The organism is Pseudomonas sp. ADPe (assembly GCF_014843515.1).
GTDB classification, from domain to species: domain Bacteria; phylum Pseudomonadota; class Gammaproteobacteria; order Pseudomonadales; family Pseudomonadaceae; genus Pseudomonas; species Pseudomonas citronellolis.
The window spans coordinates 912,081-928,768 of sequence record NZ_CP062122.1; the positions used below are offsets into that span (position 1 = coordinate 912,081).

Below are 16,688 nucleotides of genomic sequence, written 5' to 3' on the forward strand. Positions count from 1 at the left end.
GTCAGAGGCTCCCGGCCCACCCGCCGAGCGCGGCGGGCAGGCGATCCAGAAAGAGACAGGCGGCGAGCAGGTCGGCGGCGCCGCCGGGGGATGCGTTGAGCGCCAACAGCGCACGGTCCAGCTCGCGCAGCGCGCGGCGCCCGGCCAGGCTGGCGCTGCCGCCGGCATCGAGCACCACCCGCGCGCCACCCTGCATGGCTTGCAGGCCGGCGCTGCCGGCGCGGTGCAGCACGCAGGTGTCGTCGAGCACGGCCATGATCGCCAGCAGCGCGTCGAGCCGAGCGTTCTGCTCGCCGCTGCCGGCCGCGCGACTGCGCCGCAGTTGCGGCAGGCCGTGCAGCACCACGCGGGGGAAGCCCAGCTGGGCTTCCTCGCGGGCGCCGCCGACGCCGTAGCGCTGGCGCACCCTGGCGCCATGGCTGGGCAATTGCGGCTGGGCGCGGTCGGCGAGCACGGCGATGCGCCCGGCGCGGGCGGCCACCGCTTCGGCCGCCAGCCGCGAAGTGTCGAGCGCGGCGGCGGCGCTCAGCAGGCCCAGGGCCCAGATGGCGCCGCGATGGGTATTCACCCCCGCCGTGGTGCGCAGCATGTCCGCCTCGCCTTCGCGGCCAAGGCGACCGAGGGTTTCGCGCAGCGGCAGGCCGATTTCGCCATGGGCTTGCGCGGCCTCGGCCATGGCCTGGAAGCACGGCCACAGGCTCAGCGCCGAGGCCTGCATCAGGCCCAGGTGCAGGTCGCTGTGGGCGCCGCTGCCGCGACGGTCCACCAGCGCCGGCTTGGGCGACAGCTCGGCTTCGTCGATCAGCGCGTCCACCGCCAGGTCGGCCAGACGCTCGCCCAGGCCGACGCGGGGTTCGAGTTCGTAGGCTTGGGCCATCACCAGCTCCTGAAGCGCGCCGGCGGCTCGTACAGGCCCCCGGACCAGTCGACCAGTTCGGCGATGCTCTTGGCCGCAAGCAGTTCGCGGCTGGCGTCGGCGCGGCGGATGCCCAGATCCTCGGGCAGCGCGATCAGCCCTTCGCGGCGCATGCGCTCGGTGTCCTGCGGGTCGTGGCGCAGGCCGATGGGGCTGATGCCGGCCACCGCGGCGATCATCGCCCGGCGCTCCTCCAGCGAGCGCGCCTTGTACAGGTAGGCGATGCCTTCCTCGGTGAGCACGTGGGTGACGTCGTCGCCGTAGATCATCACCGGCGCCAGCGGCATGTTCGCCTTGCGCGCCACGTCCACCGCGTCCAGCTGCTCGACGAAGGTGGGTTTGCCGCCGTCCTGGAAGGTCTCGACCATCTGCACCACCAGCTTCTTGCCGCGTTCCAGCAGGGCCTCGGGCTCGGGCCGCATGTCCAGCCAGGCCGGGGTGGAATGCCGCCGGCCGCGCGGGTCGTGGCCCATGTTCGGGGCGCCGCCGAAGCCGGCCAGGCGGCCGCGGGTGACGGTGGAGGAATGGCCGTCGCCGTCCACCTGCAGGGTGGCGCCGATGAACAGGTCCACCGCGTACTGCCCGGCCAGCTGGCAGAACATGCGGTTGGAGCGCAGCGAGCCGTCGCGGCCGGTGAAGAACACGTCCGGGCGCTGGGCGATGTAGCGCTCCATGCCCAGCTCGGTGCCGAAGCAGTGCACGCTTTCCACCCAGCCGCTCTCGATGGCCGGAATCAGCGTCGGGTGCGGGTTGAGCGTCCAGTGCCGGCAGATCCTGCCCTTCAGCCCCAGGGACTCGCCGTAGGTCGGCAGGATCAGCTCGATGGCCGCGGTGTTGAAGCCGATGCCGTGGTTCAGCGACTGCACGTTGTGCCGCTCGTAGATGCCGCGGATCGCCATCATCGCCATCAGCACGTGCACCGGCTTGATGTGGCGCGGGTCGCGGGTGAACAGCGGCTCGATGTAGAACGGCCGGTCGGCCTCGACCACGAAGTCGATCCAGCTGGCCGGGATGTCCACCCGCGGCAGGTCGCGCGGATCGTCGACGATGCGGTTGACCTGGGCGATGACGATGCCGTCGCTGAAGGCGGTGGGCTCCACCAGCGCCGGGGTGTCCTCGGTGCTGGGGCCGGTGTAGAGGTTGCCTTCGCGGTCGGCGATGAAGCCGGCCACCAGGGCGACGTTGGGAATCAGGTCCACCACCAGGCGCGAGTACAACTCGATGTAGGTGTGGATGGCGCCGATCTCCAGCAACCCGTCCTCCAGCAGCTGGCCGATGCGCAGGCTCTGCGGGCCGGAGAAGGAGAAGTCGAGCTTGCGCGCGATGCCCAGCTCGAACAGGTCCAGGTGCTCGGGGCGGCCGACGCTGGGCATGATCATGTGCAGGTCGTGGACCTTGCCCGGGTCCACCCGGGCCAGGCTGCGCGAGAGGAAGTCGGCCTGCTTCTGGTTGTTGCCCTCCAGCACCACACGGTCGCCCGGGGCGATCAGCGCCTCCAGGGCGCGCACCAGGTGCTCGCGCGGCAGCACCGCGCCGTCGGCCAGGTGGCGCACCCGTTCGAGGCGTCGCGCTTTCTCGGCGCGCCGCCGCGACCACTGGGGCGGGGGGGATGTCTGGATCATCGGAACCTCCACGAACGCTGCTGTCGTGGACGCACCTTAGGGACCCGCCGCCCGCTGCATCAATCAAGCGCGGCGCACGATCGTTAACCTGAGCGTAACGTTTGACCCAGCCTGCCAGCGGTTCCGCGCCATGGAACCGCTGTGCATTGCCGCGCCGGCCCCGTCCGGATTCTGCTGGAAAGGCGACGGCGGCCCCGCAGCCGCCCCGGTACCTGCCTACAACAACCACAACCAGGAATCCGCGCCGTGCACACCCAAGCTCACCACCGCAAACCTTCCCCGTTCCTCCTCGCCGTCCTGCTGGCCGCCCCCTTCGCGGCCCAGGCCGAGGGCTTCCCCGGCATCGGCCGCATCGCCTCGGGCTTCGGCTACTACAACATCGACAAGGGTTTCGACGACAAGGCCAGGGTCTACGGGACCCTCGACGTCTTCAGCGACTACCACGACTCCGACCACCACTCCGGCTGGCGCCTGGAAGGCGGCGGCGCCTGGACCAACAAGCTGGGCCTGTACCTGCGCAAGGCGCTGGACGAGGACACCGTGCTGGAGGCCGACGTCGAGGAAGGCTTCAACCTCAACGGCCAGGCCCTGGACCAGCACTGGAAGCAGGTCGGCGCGCTGCGCCTGGCGCTGGTGGCGCTGCGCACGCGCAACTACGGCAAGCTGGAGTTCGGCAAGACCTACAACATGAGCACGCCGACCTATGCCGACCCCTTCCTCGCCGTGTATGGCTCGCCCTACACCTTCCTCACCCTGCCGCCGCGCGGCAAGGGCGCCTACTACCTGGACGTGCGGCCCAAGCACACCCTCGCCTACACCACGCCGAGCTACCACGGCTTCAGCCTCGGCAGCGCCATGAGCTTCGGCTTCGACGACGCCGCCAGTTCCGGGCGCACGGTGCGCGGCAAGGGCGTGAGCCTGCAGTACCGCGACAGCCGGCTGATCCTGCTCGGCTCCTACAATGACTACCTGAGCGACCCGTGGGACGACGGCGGGCGCAGCCGGCAGACGCACAACGTGTTCAAGAGCGCCTCGGCCTTCTACGACTTCGGCCCCTTCTCCTCCAACCTCACCTGGCAGCGCCAGGACGTGGACTACCACGGCACTCCGAGCATGACCGCCTGGACCCTCGGCTTCATGCTGCCGGTGGGCGAGCGCGACCTGGCGCGGCTGGTGGCCACCCGGCGCAACGTCGACAGCGGCGAGCAGGACGCCACCGGGGTGATGCTCGGCTACGACCACTTCCTGCGCCCGAACCTGGCGCTGTATGGCCGCGTGGCGCTGATCGACAACCAGCGCCAGGCCGCCGTGAGCTATGCCGGCATCCCCGTGGAGCAGGCCGGCGACGACCCGTCCAGCGTGGCCATCGGCATCTACTACCACTTCTGAGCGCGCGCGGTTCCACAGGGTGGAACCAACGCGCATTGCCCCGTCACGGCGCCCGCGCTTTGCTGGTAGCCATCCGAGCCGGCGACCCCGCCGCCGGCAACCGCCAACAAGACCGGACTCCAGTCCGGCTACCCCGGGAGAGCCCCACATGCCCCGCCACGCTCACATCCTCGCCTGGCTGAACGACAGCGCCGACGAACTCAAGGCCCTGCGCCAGGACATCCACGCCCACCCCGAACTGGGCTTCGAAGAACGCCGCACCGCTGACCTGGTGGCCGACCTGCTCGGCCAGTGGGGCTACGAGGTGCACCGCGACGTCGGCCGCACCGGCGTGGTCGGCGTGCTGCGCAACGGCGACTCGCCGCGGCGCCTGGGCCTGCGCGCCGACATGGACGCGCTGCCCATCGAGGAGGCCACCGGCCTGCCCTACAGCAGTTGCCACCACGGGCGCATGCACGCCTGCGGCCACGATGGCCATACCACGATGCTGCTCGGCGCGGCGCGCTACCTGGCCGCCACGCGCAACTTCCAGGGCAGCCTGACGCTGATCTTCCAGCCCGCCGAGGAAGGCCAGGGCGGCGCCCTGGCCATGCTGGAGGACGACCTGCTGCAGCGTTTCCCCTGCGACGCGCTGTTCGGCATGCACAACATGCCGGGGCTGGAAGCCGGCCACCTGTGCTTCCGCAGCGGGCCGATGATGGCCTCCCAGGACCTGCTGGAAGTGCGCATCGAAGGCGTCGGCGGCCACGGCTCGATGCCGCACCTGAGCGTCGACCCGCTGGTGGCGGCGGCGAGCGTGGTGATGGCATTGCAGACAGTGGTGGGGCGCAACGTCGACCCGCAGCAGGCCGCGGTGGTCACCGTGGGCGCGCTGCAGGCCGGCGAGGCGGCCAACGTCATCCCGCAGCAGGCATTGCTGCGCCTGAGCCTGCGCGCGCTCGACGCCAAGGTGCGCGAGCAGGTGCTGGAGCGGGTGCAGGCGATCATCCACAGCCAGGCGCAGAGCTACGGTTGCACGGCGCAGGTCGAGCACCGCCCAGCCTACCCGGTGCTGGTCAACACGGCGGCGGAAACCGCCTTCGCCCGCGAGGTCGGCATCGAACTGGTGGGCGCCGACGAAGTGCGCGAGGCGCCCACGGTGATGGGCAGCGAGGACTTCGGCTGGATGCTCCAGCGCTGCCCCGGCAGCTACCTGTTCATCGGCAACGGCGCCGGGGCGATGGTGCACAACCCGGCCTACGACTTCAACGACGCCATCCTGGTGCGCGGCGCCGCCTACTGGGCGGCGCTGGCCGAGCGCTGGCTGCGCTCCTGAGCGCCTTACCGAGCTGCCCTCCCCCTTTCTGGAGCACCCCGTGATGCAGACCTCCTCCCGCGCCGTGTCGCGCAACCACCAGGTGGCGGCCGCCGTGATCGGCAACGCCCTCGAGTGGTACGACTTCATCGTCTATGGCTTCCTCTCCAGCCTGATCGCCCGGCTGTTCTTCCCCGCCGAGAGCGCCTACGCCTCGCTGCTGATGGCCCTGGCCACCTTCGGCGTGGGCTTCTTCATGCGCCCGGTGGGCGGCGTGCTGCTGGGCATGTACGCCGACCGCAAGGGCCGCAAGGCGGCCATGCAGCTGATCATCGCGCTGATGACCCTGGCCATCGCGCTGATCGCCTTCGCCCCCGACTACGCCGCCATCGGCGTCGGCGCGCCGGCACTGATCGTCATCGCGCGCATGCTCCAGGGCTTCGCCACCGGCGGCGAATACGCCAGCGCCACGGCCTTCCTGGTGGAATCGGCGCCGGCCAACCGCCGCGGCCTGTACGGCGCCTGGCAGCTGTTCGGCCAGTGCCTGGCGGTGTTCGCCGGCGCCGGCATGGGCGCGCTGGTCACCCACAACCTGTCGCCCGAGGCGCTGGACGCCTGGGGCTGGCGCGTGCCCTTCCTGCTCGGCCTGCTGATCGGCCCGGTGGGCCTGTGGATGCGCCGGCACATGGAAGAGACCGAGGACTTCGTCCGCGCCAGCAGCCAGGAAAAACCCGTGGGCCTGCGCCAGGTGCTGCGCGAGCACCGCCGCGCGGTGCTGGTGACCATGGGCTCGACCATCAACGGCACCGTGGCCTTCTACGTGGTGCTGGTGAACATGCCGACCTTCGCCCACACCCAACTGGGCCTGCCGCTGGACCAGGTGTTCATGGTGCAGATGCTGGCGGTGGCGCTGATGACCGTGATCATCCCCGTCGCCGGCGCCCTCTCCGACCGCTACGGCCGGCGCCCGGTGCTGTTCGCCGGCATGCTCGGCTTCACCCTGCTGATCTACCCGCTGTTCGCCTGGGTGGCCGGCGCGCCGAGCATCGGCAACCTGCTGGCGATGCAGCTGGTGCTGTGCAGCCTGATCGGCATCAGCTACGGCCCGGCGCCCACCGCCGTGGCCGAGCAGTTCCCCACCCGCGTGCGCTCCACCGGCCTGGCCCTGGCCTACAACGTGGCGGTGATGCTGTTCGGCGGCTTCGCCCCGTTCATCGTCGCCTGGCTGACAAAGGTCGGCGGCACCCCGGTGGCGCCGGCCTGGTACGTGCTGGCGGCCTCGCTGATCGGCCTGTTCGCCCTGGCCTTCCTCCGCGAAGGCGCGCCCGAGGCCCTGGCCCGGCGCCGCGCCCGCGCCACCCTTTCCGCCACTGCCCGGAGCCTGTGAATGACCGCCATGACCGCGCCCCACGCCACCCCGCTGCAGCAGGACATCGTCGCCCTCGACGCGCTGCCGCTGTCGGAGGCGATCCGCAACCGCCAGCTCAGTTGCCGCGAGGTGATGCGGGCCTACCTGGAACAGATCGAACGCTACAACCCGCGGGTCAATGCGCTGGTCTCGCTGCGCCCTGAAGACGAACTGCTGCGCGAGGCCGACGAACACGACCGCCTGCTCGCCCAGGGCCGCTGGCTCGGCTGGCTGCACGGCATGCCCCAGGCGCCGAAGGACCTGGCGGCCTGCGCCGGGCTGGTCACCAGCATGGGCTCGCCGCTGTTCGCCAGGCAGGTGACCGGGCACGACGCCTACGTGGTGGAGCGCGCGCGCAAGGCCGGGGCGATCTTCATCGGGCGCAGCAACGTGCCCGAGTTCGGCCTGGGCTCGCACACCTACAACGCCGTGTTCGGCATCACCGGCAACGCCTACGAGCCGCGCCTGACGGCCGGCGGCAGCAGCGGCGGCGCTGCGGTGGCCCTGGCCCTGCGCATGCTGCCGGTGGCCGACGGCAGCGACATGATGGGCTCGCTGCGCAACCCGGCGGCGTTCAACAACGTCTACGGCCTGCGCCCGTCCCAGGGCCGCGTGCCCTTCGGCCCGTCCAATGAACTGTTCGTCCAGCAACTGGCCAGCGAAGGGCCCATGGGCCGCAGCGTGGCCGACGTCGCCGCGCTGCTGCGCACCCAGGCCGGCCATGCGCCCGGCGCGCCGCTTTCGCTGCGCGGCAGCGACGACCTCGCCGGACCGCTGGAACGCGACTTCCGCGGCGCGCGCATCGGCTGGCTGGGCGACTTCGACGGCTACCTGCCCACCGAGCCGGGCCTGCTCGCGCTGTGCGAGGCGGGCCTGGCGGAGTTCCGCGCCCTGGGCGCCGAGGTCGAGCCGTGCCGCCCGGACTACGACCTGGCGCGCCTGTGGCGCTGCTGGCTGGTGCACCGCCAGTGGCTGGTGGCCGGCAGCCTGGCCCAGGCCTATGCCGAGCCGGCGTTGCGCCGGCAACTCAAGCCGGAGGCGATCTGGGAAGTGGAGTCGGGCCTGGGCCTGGGCGCCGCCGACGTCTACCAGGCCTCGCTGGACCGCAGCGACTGGTACCGCGCCCTGCAGAAGCTGTTCGAGCGTTACGACTACCTGCTCCTGCCCAGTGCCCAGGTGTTCCCTTTCGATGCACAACTGGCATGGCCGGATGCCATCGCCGGCCGCCCGATGGACACCTACCACCGCTGGATGGAAGTGGTGATCGGCGCCACCCTCGCCGGGCTGCCGGCGATGAACGTGCCGGTGGGCTTCAACCCCGCCGGGCTGCCCATGGGCGTGCAGATCCTCGGCCCGGCGCAGGCGGACCTGGCCGTGCTGCAACTGGCCCACGCCCATGAACAACGGACGCGCTGGGTCGCCCGGCGGCCGCCGGCGCTGCTCGATGAACGCTGAGGCGCGGGGCCCGCTCGGGCATGGCACGCATCCTGCCTCCCCATTGCCGACGGCATTGGGTACATGGGGAACGGCGATGCAGGGGAAAGAGGAAGGCAGCACGGTGCGCTCGGTGGAGCGCGCCCTGGCGATCGTCGAACTGCTCGGCGAGCACGGCTCCCTGGGGCTGGAGGAACTGCACTACCTCACCGCCCTGCCCAAGGCCACCGTCTCGCGCCTGCTGCACACCCTGCAGGAGCAGGGCTGGCTGTACCGCGGCCTGTGCGACCGGCGCTACCGCCTGAGCTCGCGGCGGCTGTTCGGCGACGCCAGCGAGCGCCAGAGCCGGCGCCTGGTGGAGGAAGCCGCGCCGCTGCTCAAGGCGCTGAGCGAGCGCACCGGGCTGGTGGCCGACCTGTCGTTCTTCGACGGCGCCGACCTGCGGGTGATGGAAAGCTCGGTGCCCGAGCGCCTGCGCAAGCGCTACCCGAGCAATCGCATGATCGTCGGGCTCAAGGCCAGCCTGTTCCACTCGGCCATGGGCCAGGCCTGCCTGGCGGCGCTGGACGAGCAGCACGTGCGCACCCTGGCCGAACGCCACGCGCTGCAAGGCGAGGAACTGCTGCAGTTGCACGAGCGCGCGCACCATCGCGGCTTCGGCGAACGCACCGAGGGCCACTGGGAATACTCGGTGCGCCTGCCCTTCCTGATCCGCGCCATCGCCCTGCCGGTGCGCGCCGGCGAACGCCTGCTGGGCAGCGTCGCGCTGCACTGGCCGCAGGACCAGGGCAGCGTCGAGCAGGTGCGCCGCCAGTACCTGGGCAGCCTCGGCGACACCATCGAGCAGCTGCAGCGCAGCCTCGCCTGAGGCGCGCTCAGGGCGCGCCGAACATCGCCGTCCAGTAGATGCCGGCGTCGCTCTTCGGGTCCACCGCGTAGGCCGCGCCCAGCTCGCGGTACTGCGGGCTCATCAGGTTGGCGCAGTGCCCGGGGCTGGCCAGCCAGGCCTGCACCACGGCGTTCGCGGTGCCCTGCCCAGCGGCGATATTCTCGCCCACGGCGCCGGCGCTGTAGCCGCCCAGCTCGGCGCGGTCGCCGGGGGTGCGGCCGTCGCGGTCCAGGTGGGAGAAGTAGTTGCCGTTGGCCATGGAGCGGCTGTGCTCCTCGGCCACGCTGCCCAGCACGGCATTCCAGCCCAGCGGCGCGGCCTTGGCGAAGGCCTGCCCGCCGCACTGGCGCGCCTGGCCCCGCGCGGCATTGACCGCCTGCAACAGCTTCTGCCCCTCGGCCTGCCAGTCGCCCAGCTTGCCCTGCAACAGCGGCCGCGCCAGCACCACGCGCCAGTCGTTGCCCTGGCGGCTGACGCCGACCTCGATGAACTGCGGGTCGAGCAGCACCTGGCAGAAACTCTCCTGCAACGCCGCCATGGCCGCCTGCTCGTCCTTCGGCCCGCTGAGGCTGAGCATGCGCGCGCTGCTCATCGGGTAGCCGGTGGCCTTGAGCGCCGACTGCCAGTCGGGAACCCCCGGCGCCAGCACCAGGCGCGCATCCTGCCCCAGCGGCGGCAGCGCCTCGCTGGCCCGGCCGGCGCAGGCCTGCGGCTGGCTGCGGTAGAGGTTGATGGCTTCGAGCAGCGGCTCGGCCGCCACGGCATGGCTGGCGCCGGCCAGCAGCGCCAGGGACGGCAGGAGGCATCGCAGAACGGACGGCAAGACGCGCATGAAAGGCTCCCTTGGTGGACTGCCGGACATGATGCGCGATCCGGCGGGATTTCGCTGCCCCCTGGTGCGGGGTCGAAGTTGACAGTGCGCGCCGGGTTATCTGCCGATTGCATAACCTGGAGCAACTCCCGGCGCCGATTCGTGAGCTAGAAACACAAATCAATTGCCGCGGGGCCGGTTTTTCCGCTTCCGCAGCCTGGCTATCCTGCCGGCCACTCACAGCTTTCGGAGCCTTTCCATGCAAAACATCCTCCTGCTCAATGGCGGCAAGCAGTTCGCCCATTCCAACGGCCAATACAACGCCACCCTGCACGAAGCGGCCCTGGCCCACCTCGACCACGCCGGCTTCGACGTGAAGCAAACCTTCATCGACGGCGGCTACGACATCGACGAAGAGGTGCAGAAATTCCTCTGGGCCGACGTGGTGATCTACCAGATGCCCGGCTGGTGGATGGGCGCGCCCTGGACCGTGAAGAAGTACGTCGACGAGGTGTTCACCGCCGGCCACGGCAGCCTCTACGCCAACGACGGCCGCACCCGCTCCGACGCCTCGCAGAAGTACGGCAGCGGCGGCCTGATCCATGGCAAGCGCTACATGCTCTCGCTGACCTGGAACGCCCCGCAGCAGGCCTTCGACGACCCCAGCGACTTCTTCGAGGGCAAGGGCGTGGATGCGGTCTACTTCCCCTTCCACAAGGCCAACCAGTTCCTCGGCATGCAGGCGCTGCCGACCTTCCTGTGTGTGGATGTGATGAAGCGGCCGAACATCGAGGCGGATGTGGAACGCTATCGCAAGCATCTGGACGAGGTGTTCGGCAGGCAGTGAGGTTCGGCGTCGCCCCGTAGGAGCGGACTCCGTCCGCGATAGCCGGAACCACCGGCGCGATTCGCGGATGAGATCCGCTCCTACGCTGCCCCACCCACGCCATTCCCCCTGTAGGAGCGCGCCCTGCGCGCGAATCGCGGGCAGGGCCCGCTCCTACAGTTCCGGGGAAGCACGGGCGTAGGAGCGGACCTTGTCCGCGATGGCGGGATGAGCGCCGGCACTGCCAGCGGAATCGCGGATAAATCCGCTACGCCACCGGCACCAAGGCCCCGTAGGATGGTGTTGAGCGAAGCGATACCCATCGCCAGGGTCCGATGGGTATCGCAGGCTCAACCCATCCTACGAAAAGCGCCCCGGTGCGCTGGGCAAGACAGTTGCTCCTACAGCTCCAGGGAAGCACGGACGTAGGCGGACTTTGTCCGCGATTGGATCCACCGGCCACGCCGGACGCCCCGGGGGGCACGGACAGCCCCCTCTCCCTCAGGGAGAGGGTTGGGGTGAGGGCGCCCCGACGGAAACCCTCCGCACCGTACCGGCAAATGCGCTAGTCTCTGCCTCCCTCCCCTCTGCCTTTCAGGAGCATCACCATGGCCCGCGCTTCCGCCCGTCACATCCTGGTTTCCAGCGAAGCCAAGTGCAATGAACTCAAGGCCGCCATCGAAGGTGGCGCCGACTTCGCCGCCCTGGCCCGCGAGCATTCCACCTGCCCGTCCGGCCGCAGCGGCGGCGACCTGGGTTCCTTCCGCCCGGGCCAGATGGTCCGCGAGTTCGACCAGGTGGTGTTCAGCGCGCCGCTGAATCAGGTCCAGGGCCCGGTGAAGACCCAGTTCGGCTACCACCTGGTGGAAGTCACCAGCCGCGAAGACTGATCCCTCCACGCCGGGCGCGCCTCAGGGCAACAGCGCCCGGCTGCCTTGCCGGGCCACGCCCGGCTTCCGCACTCCGCGGCGCGCGGCGATGGCGCGCAGCAGCAGATAGCAGCCAGCCGCCAGCAGCAGCGAATCCAGCGCCGGCACCCAGGTCAGGGTGAACGGCCAGAGCACCTGCAATGCCGCCGCCCCTACCCCGCAGGCCCAGGCGCCGAAGGCTTCCGGCCGCCAGCGGCGAGGGCTGCGCACGGCGCCCCGCAGGTTCAGGTAGTAGTTGCACAGGTAGACCCCGCCCACCGGCGGCAGGGCCACGGCCAGCAGCGCCAGGTAATGCTGCAGGGCGTCGCCCAGGCCGGCCAGCCCCAATGTCGCGCCGACCAGCCCGGTGAACAGCGCCAGGCGCCGGCGCTGCACCTGCGGCGCCACGCTGGCGCACACCAGGGTCGCCGCGTAGAGGTTGTAGGCGTTGGTCGACCAGGCCGAGAGCAGGATGATCAGCATCGCCGGCAGGCCCAGGCCGAGGGCGAGCATGATCGCCACCAGTTGCCGCTCCCCGGTGGCCAGGCTGGGCAGCCCGGCCAGCGCCAGCACCAGCGGGAAGCCCAGGCCGAAGGCGCAGAACACCGCCGCCAGCGCGCGGCCGGGCGACAGGGCGTGGCGGCAGATGTCCGGCAGCAGGATGCAGCCGATGACCACGCCGCCCACCACCAGCGACATGCCCTGCAGCACCGAGTAATCCCCGGCGCCACCGCCCGCGGGCGGCATGCCGTGGCCTTTCAGCGCCACCCAGCAGGCCCACAGCACCAGGCCCAGCTTCAGCGGCGTGGCCAGTTGCGACAGCCGGTCCAGGGCGCGGAAGCCGACCAGGTTGGTGAGCAGCATCAGCAGGCAGCCGACCAGGCTCCAGCCCTGCGCCGGCACCCCTGCCAGGAAAGCCGGCGCGGCCGCCGCCATGGCCTGGCCGAACAGGCCGGCGACCACGCCGAACCAGCCCAGCAGCGCCAGCGACAGCACCAGGTTGACGCAGCGCCCGCCCACGGCGCCGAAGGCGTCGAGGATCAGCATGTAGGTGCTCAGCCGCGAGCGCGCCCCGGCGTAGGCGGCGGGCAGCGCCAGCAGCAGGAGCACCGCGCCGCCGCCCAGGCAGGCCAGCAGCGCCTGCTGCCGGCCCAGGGCGTGGGCCAGTTCGGCGCCGGTGACGAAGCACGGCAGGGCGATCAGCGCGCCCATCAGGATCAGGCCGAGGCGCCAGGCGCCCAGGCCTTCGCCGTGTGGCAAAGCGCAGGTGGCAGGGTCGCCGTCGGGTTGCGCGCCAGGTAGGTCGTTCATGCCGGCGCCCTCCCCTGGTCATCGGCCAGGAAGGAACGCCACGGCGAGTCCAGGCCGAAGCGCGCCGGGCCCACCACCGCCAGCGCCGCCTCGCTGAGCAGGCACGGCGGCGCGGCGTAGGCCAGCAGGCGCACGCGCATGCCGTAGCGCAGGTTCTCGGCGGTCAGCGGTTCGGCGCTCTCGCTGTCCAGCAGGCACAGCAGGTCGGGCACCACCGCCAGCACGCGCTCGCCCTGGCGGGCGCGGAGGAACTCGTTCTGGATGTCGATGACCACCGCTTCGCCGCTGCCGCTGGCCGGCTCCAGCAGCACCTGGCCCCAGTGGAAGCCGTCGCGGGTCTCGTGGCGCACGTCGGCGACCTTGCCGTCGAACAGCTCGCGGGCACGGCGCCCCGGCTCCAGGCCGTCGAGGAAGCGCACCAGCCCGGCCACCGGGTCGGCGCTGCCGGCGCGCGCCTCGCGGATGTGGCGGCCGATGCGCAGGGCCTGGGTGATGCTGCCCGCTACCGCGAAGCGCTTCGCCTGGGCCCCGCTCAGCGGATAGAGCACGCCGTACAGGCTGCCGCCCAGGCTCGCGGCCAGGGCCCGGACCATGTGTTCCAGGCTCGGGTTGTCGACCGCGCTCAGGCGCGCCAGGTTGCCCAGGTCGTCGCTGAACAGGGCCGGCGAAGCGCTGCAGCCGTGGATGCCGAAGGTGGTCATGTCGATGTGCGGGAAGGCCCGGCCGATGCCGTCGGCGTCCACCAGCGGCAGGCCGCTGAGGGCCGCGGCGGCCAGCGGCAGCATGGCGTTGGCGCCACCAACCTCGGCGCAGATCAGCGCGTCTATCGGCCGCGCGTAAAACGCCTCGGCCTGCTGCAGCAGGTGCCGCAGGGCGGCCTCGCTGAGCAGGTGTTCGACCAGCACGGTGGGCGCGCCTATCCCGGCGACGCTGACCACGAAGGCCTCGTCGGCGAGCTCGGCCAGCGGCAGCAGGCGCGGCTGCAGGCCACGCTGCAGTTGGCGACGCAGGAACAGCTCGCCGACATGGGGGTCGCCCCCGCCGCCGGTGCCCAGCAGCACGGCGCCGCGCGCCAGGTCCTGGCTGGAAATGGTATCGAAGCAAGGCATGCTCGGGTCCTCTTGGGGGTTCAGTGGACGGCGGCCAGGGCCAGGTCGCCGACGGCGCGGACCTGCACGCGGGTGGCGCCGGCGCGCAGGTGCGTCATGGGCAGTTCGTTCAGTTCCACGACGCCGACGCTGGCGGGCTCGGCGCCAGCCTGAACGGCGGCGTCGATGGCCTCCTGGCGGGCCTGGCGCAGCACGCTTTCGCGGTTGCCCGGGTGCATCTGGAACAAGCGGTCGACACGCCCGCTGACCTGGGCGATGGCCGCGCCGATGGCGTTGGCCACCTCCGCGCGGGCCGGGCGCAGCACCTGCGCGGCGCCCTGCAGGTGCATGGGCAGGAGGATGCTGCCGCCACCCACCAGCACCACCGGCAAGGGCGCGCTGCTGGTGCGCATGCGTTCCAGGGCGTGCTCCAGTGTCCCGCGGATGGCGGCCATGGCCTGCTCCACCTGGGCCGGTTCGAGATCGGCGAGGCGCCGCGGGTCGCCGATGCCCTGCAGGCCGTGGGCGGCCACGGCGATGTCGGTCGCGCACAGCGCGTCGCCGCCGAACACCCTGGCCCGCTGGCGCAAGCGCAGGCCCAGGGACTCGGGGCCGAGCACCGGCCGGCCACCTTCCAGACGCACCAGGGTGCCGCCGCCGAGGGCGACGGACAGGGTGTCGGGCATGCGCAGGTTGCAACGCACCCCGCCCAGTTCCAGGGGGCCGGCGGTCTGCCGTGGGAAGCCCTGGACCAGCGCGCCGATGTCGCTGGTGGTGCCGCCGATGTCCAGCACCAGGGCGTCCTCCACACCGGTGAGAAAGGCCGCGCCGCGCAGGCTGTTGGTCGGCCCCGCGGCGCAGGTGAGGATCGGGAAGCGCGTGGCCATCGATGGGGTGATCAGTGTGCCGTCGTTCTGGCTGATGAACAGCGGCGCGTTCAGTTGCAGGCGGCGGAAGGCCCGCATCAGGTCGCCGACCACCCGCTGCGCCAGCGGCTGCAGGCTGGCGTTGACGATGGCCGCGTTCTCCCGTTCCAGCAGGCCGATGCCGCCGACATCCGAGGACAGCGTCAGATGCACCGCGTCACCCAGGACCTTCCGCAGCACCGCCGCCGCTTCCTGCTCGATGTCCGGGCGCAGCGGGGCGAAGGTGGTGGACAGCACCAGCGCCTCGGCGCCGCGCTGGCGGATCGATGCGCCGATCCGTTCGAGCTGGCGCACATCCAGCGCGCTGTAGGTGCGGCCGTTGAACAGCGCGCCGCCGTCGGCCAGGAAGACCTGCCCATCGATCGCCTCGCACAGCTCCGCCGGCCAGCCCAGCAGCGGCGGCACGCCGTCGCCGCGCGGCAGGGCCAGGCGTACCACCGCGACCCGCGCCAGGTGCCGGCGTTCGAGGAAGGCGTTGAGCAGCTGGGTGGTGCCCAGCATCACCGCGGCCACCGCCGCCGGTTCCACCGCCGCCTCGCGCAGCAGTTCGTCGACCGCCGCCGCCACGCCGTCGCCGACCGCCGCGGTGGTGGGGCGCTTCAGGGCGCAGAGCACTTCGCGGCCGCGCATCAGCACGGCGTCGGTATTGGTGCCGCCGACATCGATGCCGATGCGCAGCGCAGGGGTGTCCTTGCGGACCATGGGCTCTCTCCTCAAAGCGAACGTGACCAGACGACGTAGGCGGTATTGGCCGCCAGCGAATTGCGCGTGCTCAGCGGCGCCAGCGCCTTGAACTTCAGCGAGCCGGCGGCGCGCGGCAGGTCGTAGGCCAGCACCGGCCCCAGCGCGGTGGCGCGGTAGCGCCGGCCGTCCGGCTCGACGCGCGCGCCGTGCTGGCGGTCGTCGTCGAGCTGGCGCGCGTGGTAGCCGGCCAGGCCCAGCTGCCAGCGGCCGATGCGCTGGCCGACGGCGAAGTTGAGGTTGGCCACGGTGCCGCTTTCGTAGTCGGTGGCGCGGTTCCGGGAGGCGACGTTGACGAAGGCGTGCAGGCTCAGCTCCAGGCCCTCGCCCAGGGCGTTCGGCCCGCCGAGGTAGGTGAGCGCGGCGTTGGGCACGAAGAAGTAGACGTTGCGCCCGGAGGTGTAGAGGTCCGAGGTGTTGTAGCGGCCGCTGGGGAACACCATCGAGTACGCCAGCTTGAGCGTCGCCCCGGTGGGCCGCTGGCCGGGGGCGGCGTCGCCCAGGTAGCGGCTCCACATCAGCAGGTCCGCGTAGAGGTCGCCGAAGCCCTGGTAGTGCTGGGCCTCGCCGTTCAGCTCCATGCGCCCGCCGTTGACGCTGCCCTGCAGGCTGGAGGCCAGGGTGCCGCCGAAGACCTGCCCGGGGTAGACGTAGAGCAGGCCCAGGGCGGCCACCTGGGACGCCATGCGGCCTTCCAGCGCCGGGTCGCGCCCGCCGTCGTTGCCATGGAAGCGGTCGCCGCTGGCGTAGCCGAGCACCAGCCCGCCGTACAGACCGGAGGTGGCCGGCAGCAGCGCCGCCCCCAGGTCGGTGCCGCCCACCGGCCCGCCGTAGCTGGCCCCCTCGGCGGCGAATGCGCAGGCCAGGGGCAGCGCCGCCTGGCCGAGGAGTACCGCGGTCGTTCTTCGAAGATTCATTGCACGCCTCCTGCGCCCTGCCGGCTGAGCCGTCGCGGCTCACGGCCTGGCGAAGCCTGCGGCCTCGTGGGCCGCGGATTGTTGTTGTCATGGGCTGGCCGCGCGGCGCAGTGCCGCCGCTGCCTGCCGGGCGCAGTATGCGAAGACTCGGACGGCGCGAGCCGTCCCGGGATGAGGGAAGGTGGCGGGTAAATCGGGGGAGCGCTGC

General features: G+C 71.6%; 14 protein-coding genes. 7 read left to right on the plus strand and 7 right to left on the minus strand.

What is annotated here, in order from left to right:
- Nucleotide 1: 1 nt before the first annotated feature.
- Entirely contained in the window at nucleotides 2–877 is an 876-nt protein-coding gene (locus tag IG194_RS04150) for a triphosphoribosyl-dephospho-CoA synthase (protein WP_058490525.1), read from the minus strand.
- Entirely contained in the window at nucleotides 877–2,538 is a 1,662-nt protein-coding gene (mdcA, locus tag IG194_RS04155; RefSeq protein ID WP_043314743.1) for a malonate decarboxylase subunit alpha, read from the minus strand. Before mdcA ends, IG194_RS04150 begins: the two co-directional genes overlap by 1 nt.
- Nucleotides 2,539–2,835: 297 nt before the next feature.
- Between mdcA and IG194_RS04160 the strand changes: the two genes are divergently transcribed.
- The 5 genes from IG194_RS04160 to IG194_RS04180 all read left to right on the plus strand — a co-directional run bounded on the left by IG194_RS04160 (nucleotide 2,836) and on the right by IG194_RS04180 (nucleotide 8,931).
- On the plus strand, nucleotides 2,836–3,927 hold the full coding sequence (locus tag IG194_RS04160; protein ID WP_058491061.1) for a porin: 1,092 nt from the start codon (nucleotides 2,836–2,838) through the stop codon (nucleotides 3,925–3,927).
- Between the two features lie 148 nt (nucleotides 3,928–4,075).
- On the plus strand, nucleotides 4,076–5,242 hold the full coding sequence (locus tag IG194_RS04165; RefSeq protein WP_058490527.1) for a M20 aminoacylase family protein: 1,167 nt from the start codon (nucleotides 4,076–4,078) through the stop codon (nucleotides 5,240–5,242).
- Nucleotides 5,243–5,285: 43 nt separating this feature from the next.
- The gene (locus IG194_RS04170) at nucleotides 5,286–6,608 is read left to right on the plus strand and encodes a citrate-proton symporter (protein ID WP_058490529.1); all 1,323 of its coding nucleotides are present in this window, start codon (nucleotides 5,286–5,288) and stop codon (nucleotides 6,606–6,608) included.
- Between the two features lie 9 nt (nucleotides 6,609–6,617).
- Nucleotides 6,618–8,084 carry an amidase gene (locus IG194_RS04175; RefSeq protein WP_058491063.1) on the plus strand — a complete coding sequence of 489 codons (1,467 nt, stop codon included), beginning with the start codon at nucleotides 6,618–6,620 and terminating at the stop codon, nucleotides 8,082–8,084.
- A 76-nt stretch (nucleotides 8,085–8,160) separates the two neighbouring features.
- On the plus strand, nucleotides 8,161–8,931 hold the full coding sequence (locus tag IG194_RS04180; RefSeq protein ID WP_058490531.1) for an IclR family transcriptional regulator: 771 nt from the start codon (nucleotides 8,161–8,163) through the stop codon (nucleotides 8,929–8,931).
- Nucleotides 8,932–8,938: 7 nt separating this feature from the next.
- On the opposite strand, the gene IG194_RS04185 is transcribed toward IG194_RS04180, so the two are convergent.
- Complete coding sequence (locus IG194_RS04185; RefSeq protein WP_058490533.1) at nucleotides 8,939–9,784, minus strand: CAP domain-containing protein; 846 nt, start codon at nucleotides 9,782–9,784, stop codon at nucleotides 8,939–8,941.
- A gap of 238 nt (nucleotides 9,785–10,022) precedes the next feature.
- Here IG194_RS04185 and IG194_RS04190 point away from each other — a divergent pair, with 238 nt between their 5' ends.
- A complete protein-coding gene (locus IG194_RS04190; protein WP_058490535.1) occupies nucleotides 10,023–10,610 on the plus strand; it encodes an NAD(P)H-dependent oxidoreductase in 588 nt (195 codons plus the stop codon).
- Nucleotides 10,611–11,197: 587 nt separating this feature from the next.
- A complete protein-coding gene (locus IG194_RS04195) occupies nucleotides 11,198–11,479 on the plus strand; it encodes a peptidylprolyl isomerase (protein ID WP_009621739.1) in 282 nt (93 codons plus the stop codon).
- Between the two features lie 21 nt (nucleotides 11,480–11,500).
- Here IG194_RS04195 and IG194_RS04200 read toward each other — a convergent pair whose 3' ends face one another.
- From IG194_RS04200 to IG194_RS04215, 4 genes are read right to left on the minus strand one after another with little or no spacing between them, the layout of a single operon-like run.
- Entirely contained in the window at nucleotides 11,501–12,808 is a 1,308-nt protein-coding gene (locus IG194_RS04200) for a hypothetical protein (RefSeq protein ID WP_058490537.1), read from the minus strand.
- On the minus strand, nucleotides 12,805–13,917 hold the full coding sequence (locus IG194_RS04205; protein ID WP_058071352.1) for a DUF917 domain-containing protein: 1,113 nt from the start codon (nucleotides 13,915–13,917) through the stop codon (nucleotides 12,805–12,807). Before IG194_RS04205 ends, IG194_RS04200 begins: the two co-directional genes overlap by 4 nt.
- A 20-nt stretch (nucleotides 13,918–13,937) precedes the next feature.
- Nucleotides 13,938–15,524: a hydantoinase/oxoprolinase N-terminal domain-containing protein gene (locus tag IG194_RS04210; RefSeq protein WP_058490539.1), complete on the minus strand. Its 1,587-nt coding sequence runs from the start codon at nucleotides 15,522–15,524 to the stop codon at nucleotides 13,938–13,940.
- An 11-nt stretch (nucleotides 15,525–15,535) separates the two neighbouring features.
- Nucleotides 15,536–16,480: a transporter gene (locus IG194_RS04215; protein WP_043270753.1), complete on the minus strand. Its 945-nt coding sequence runs from the start codon at nucleotides 16,478–16,480 to the stop codon at nucleotides 15,536–15,538.
- Between the last annotated feature and the right edge of the window lie 208 nt (nucleotides 16,481–16,688).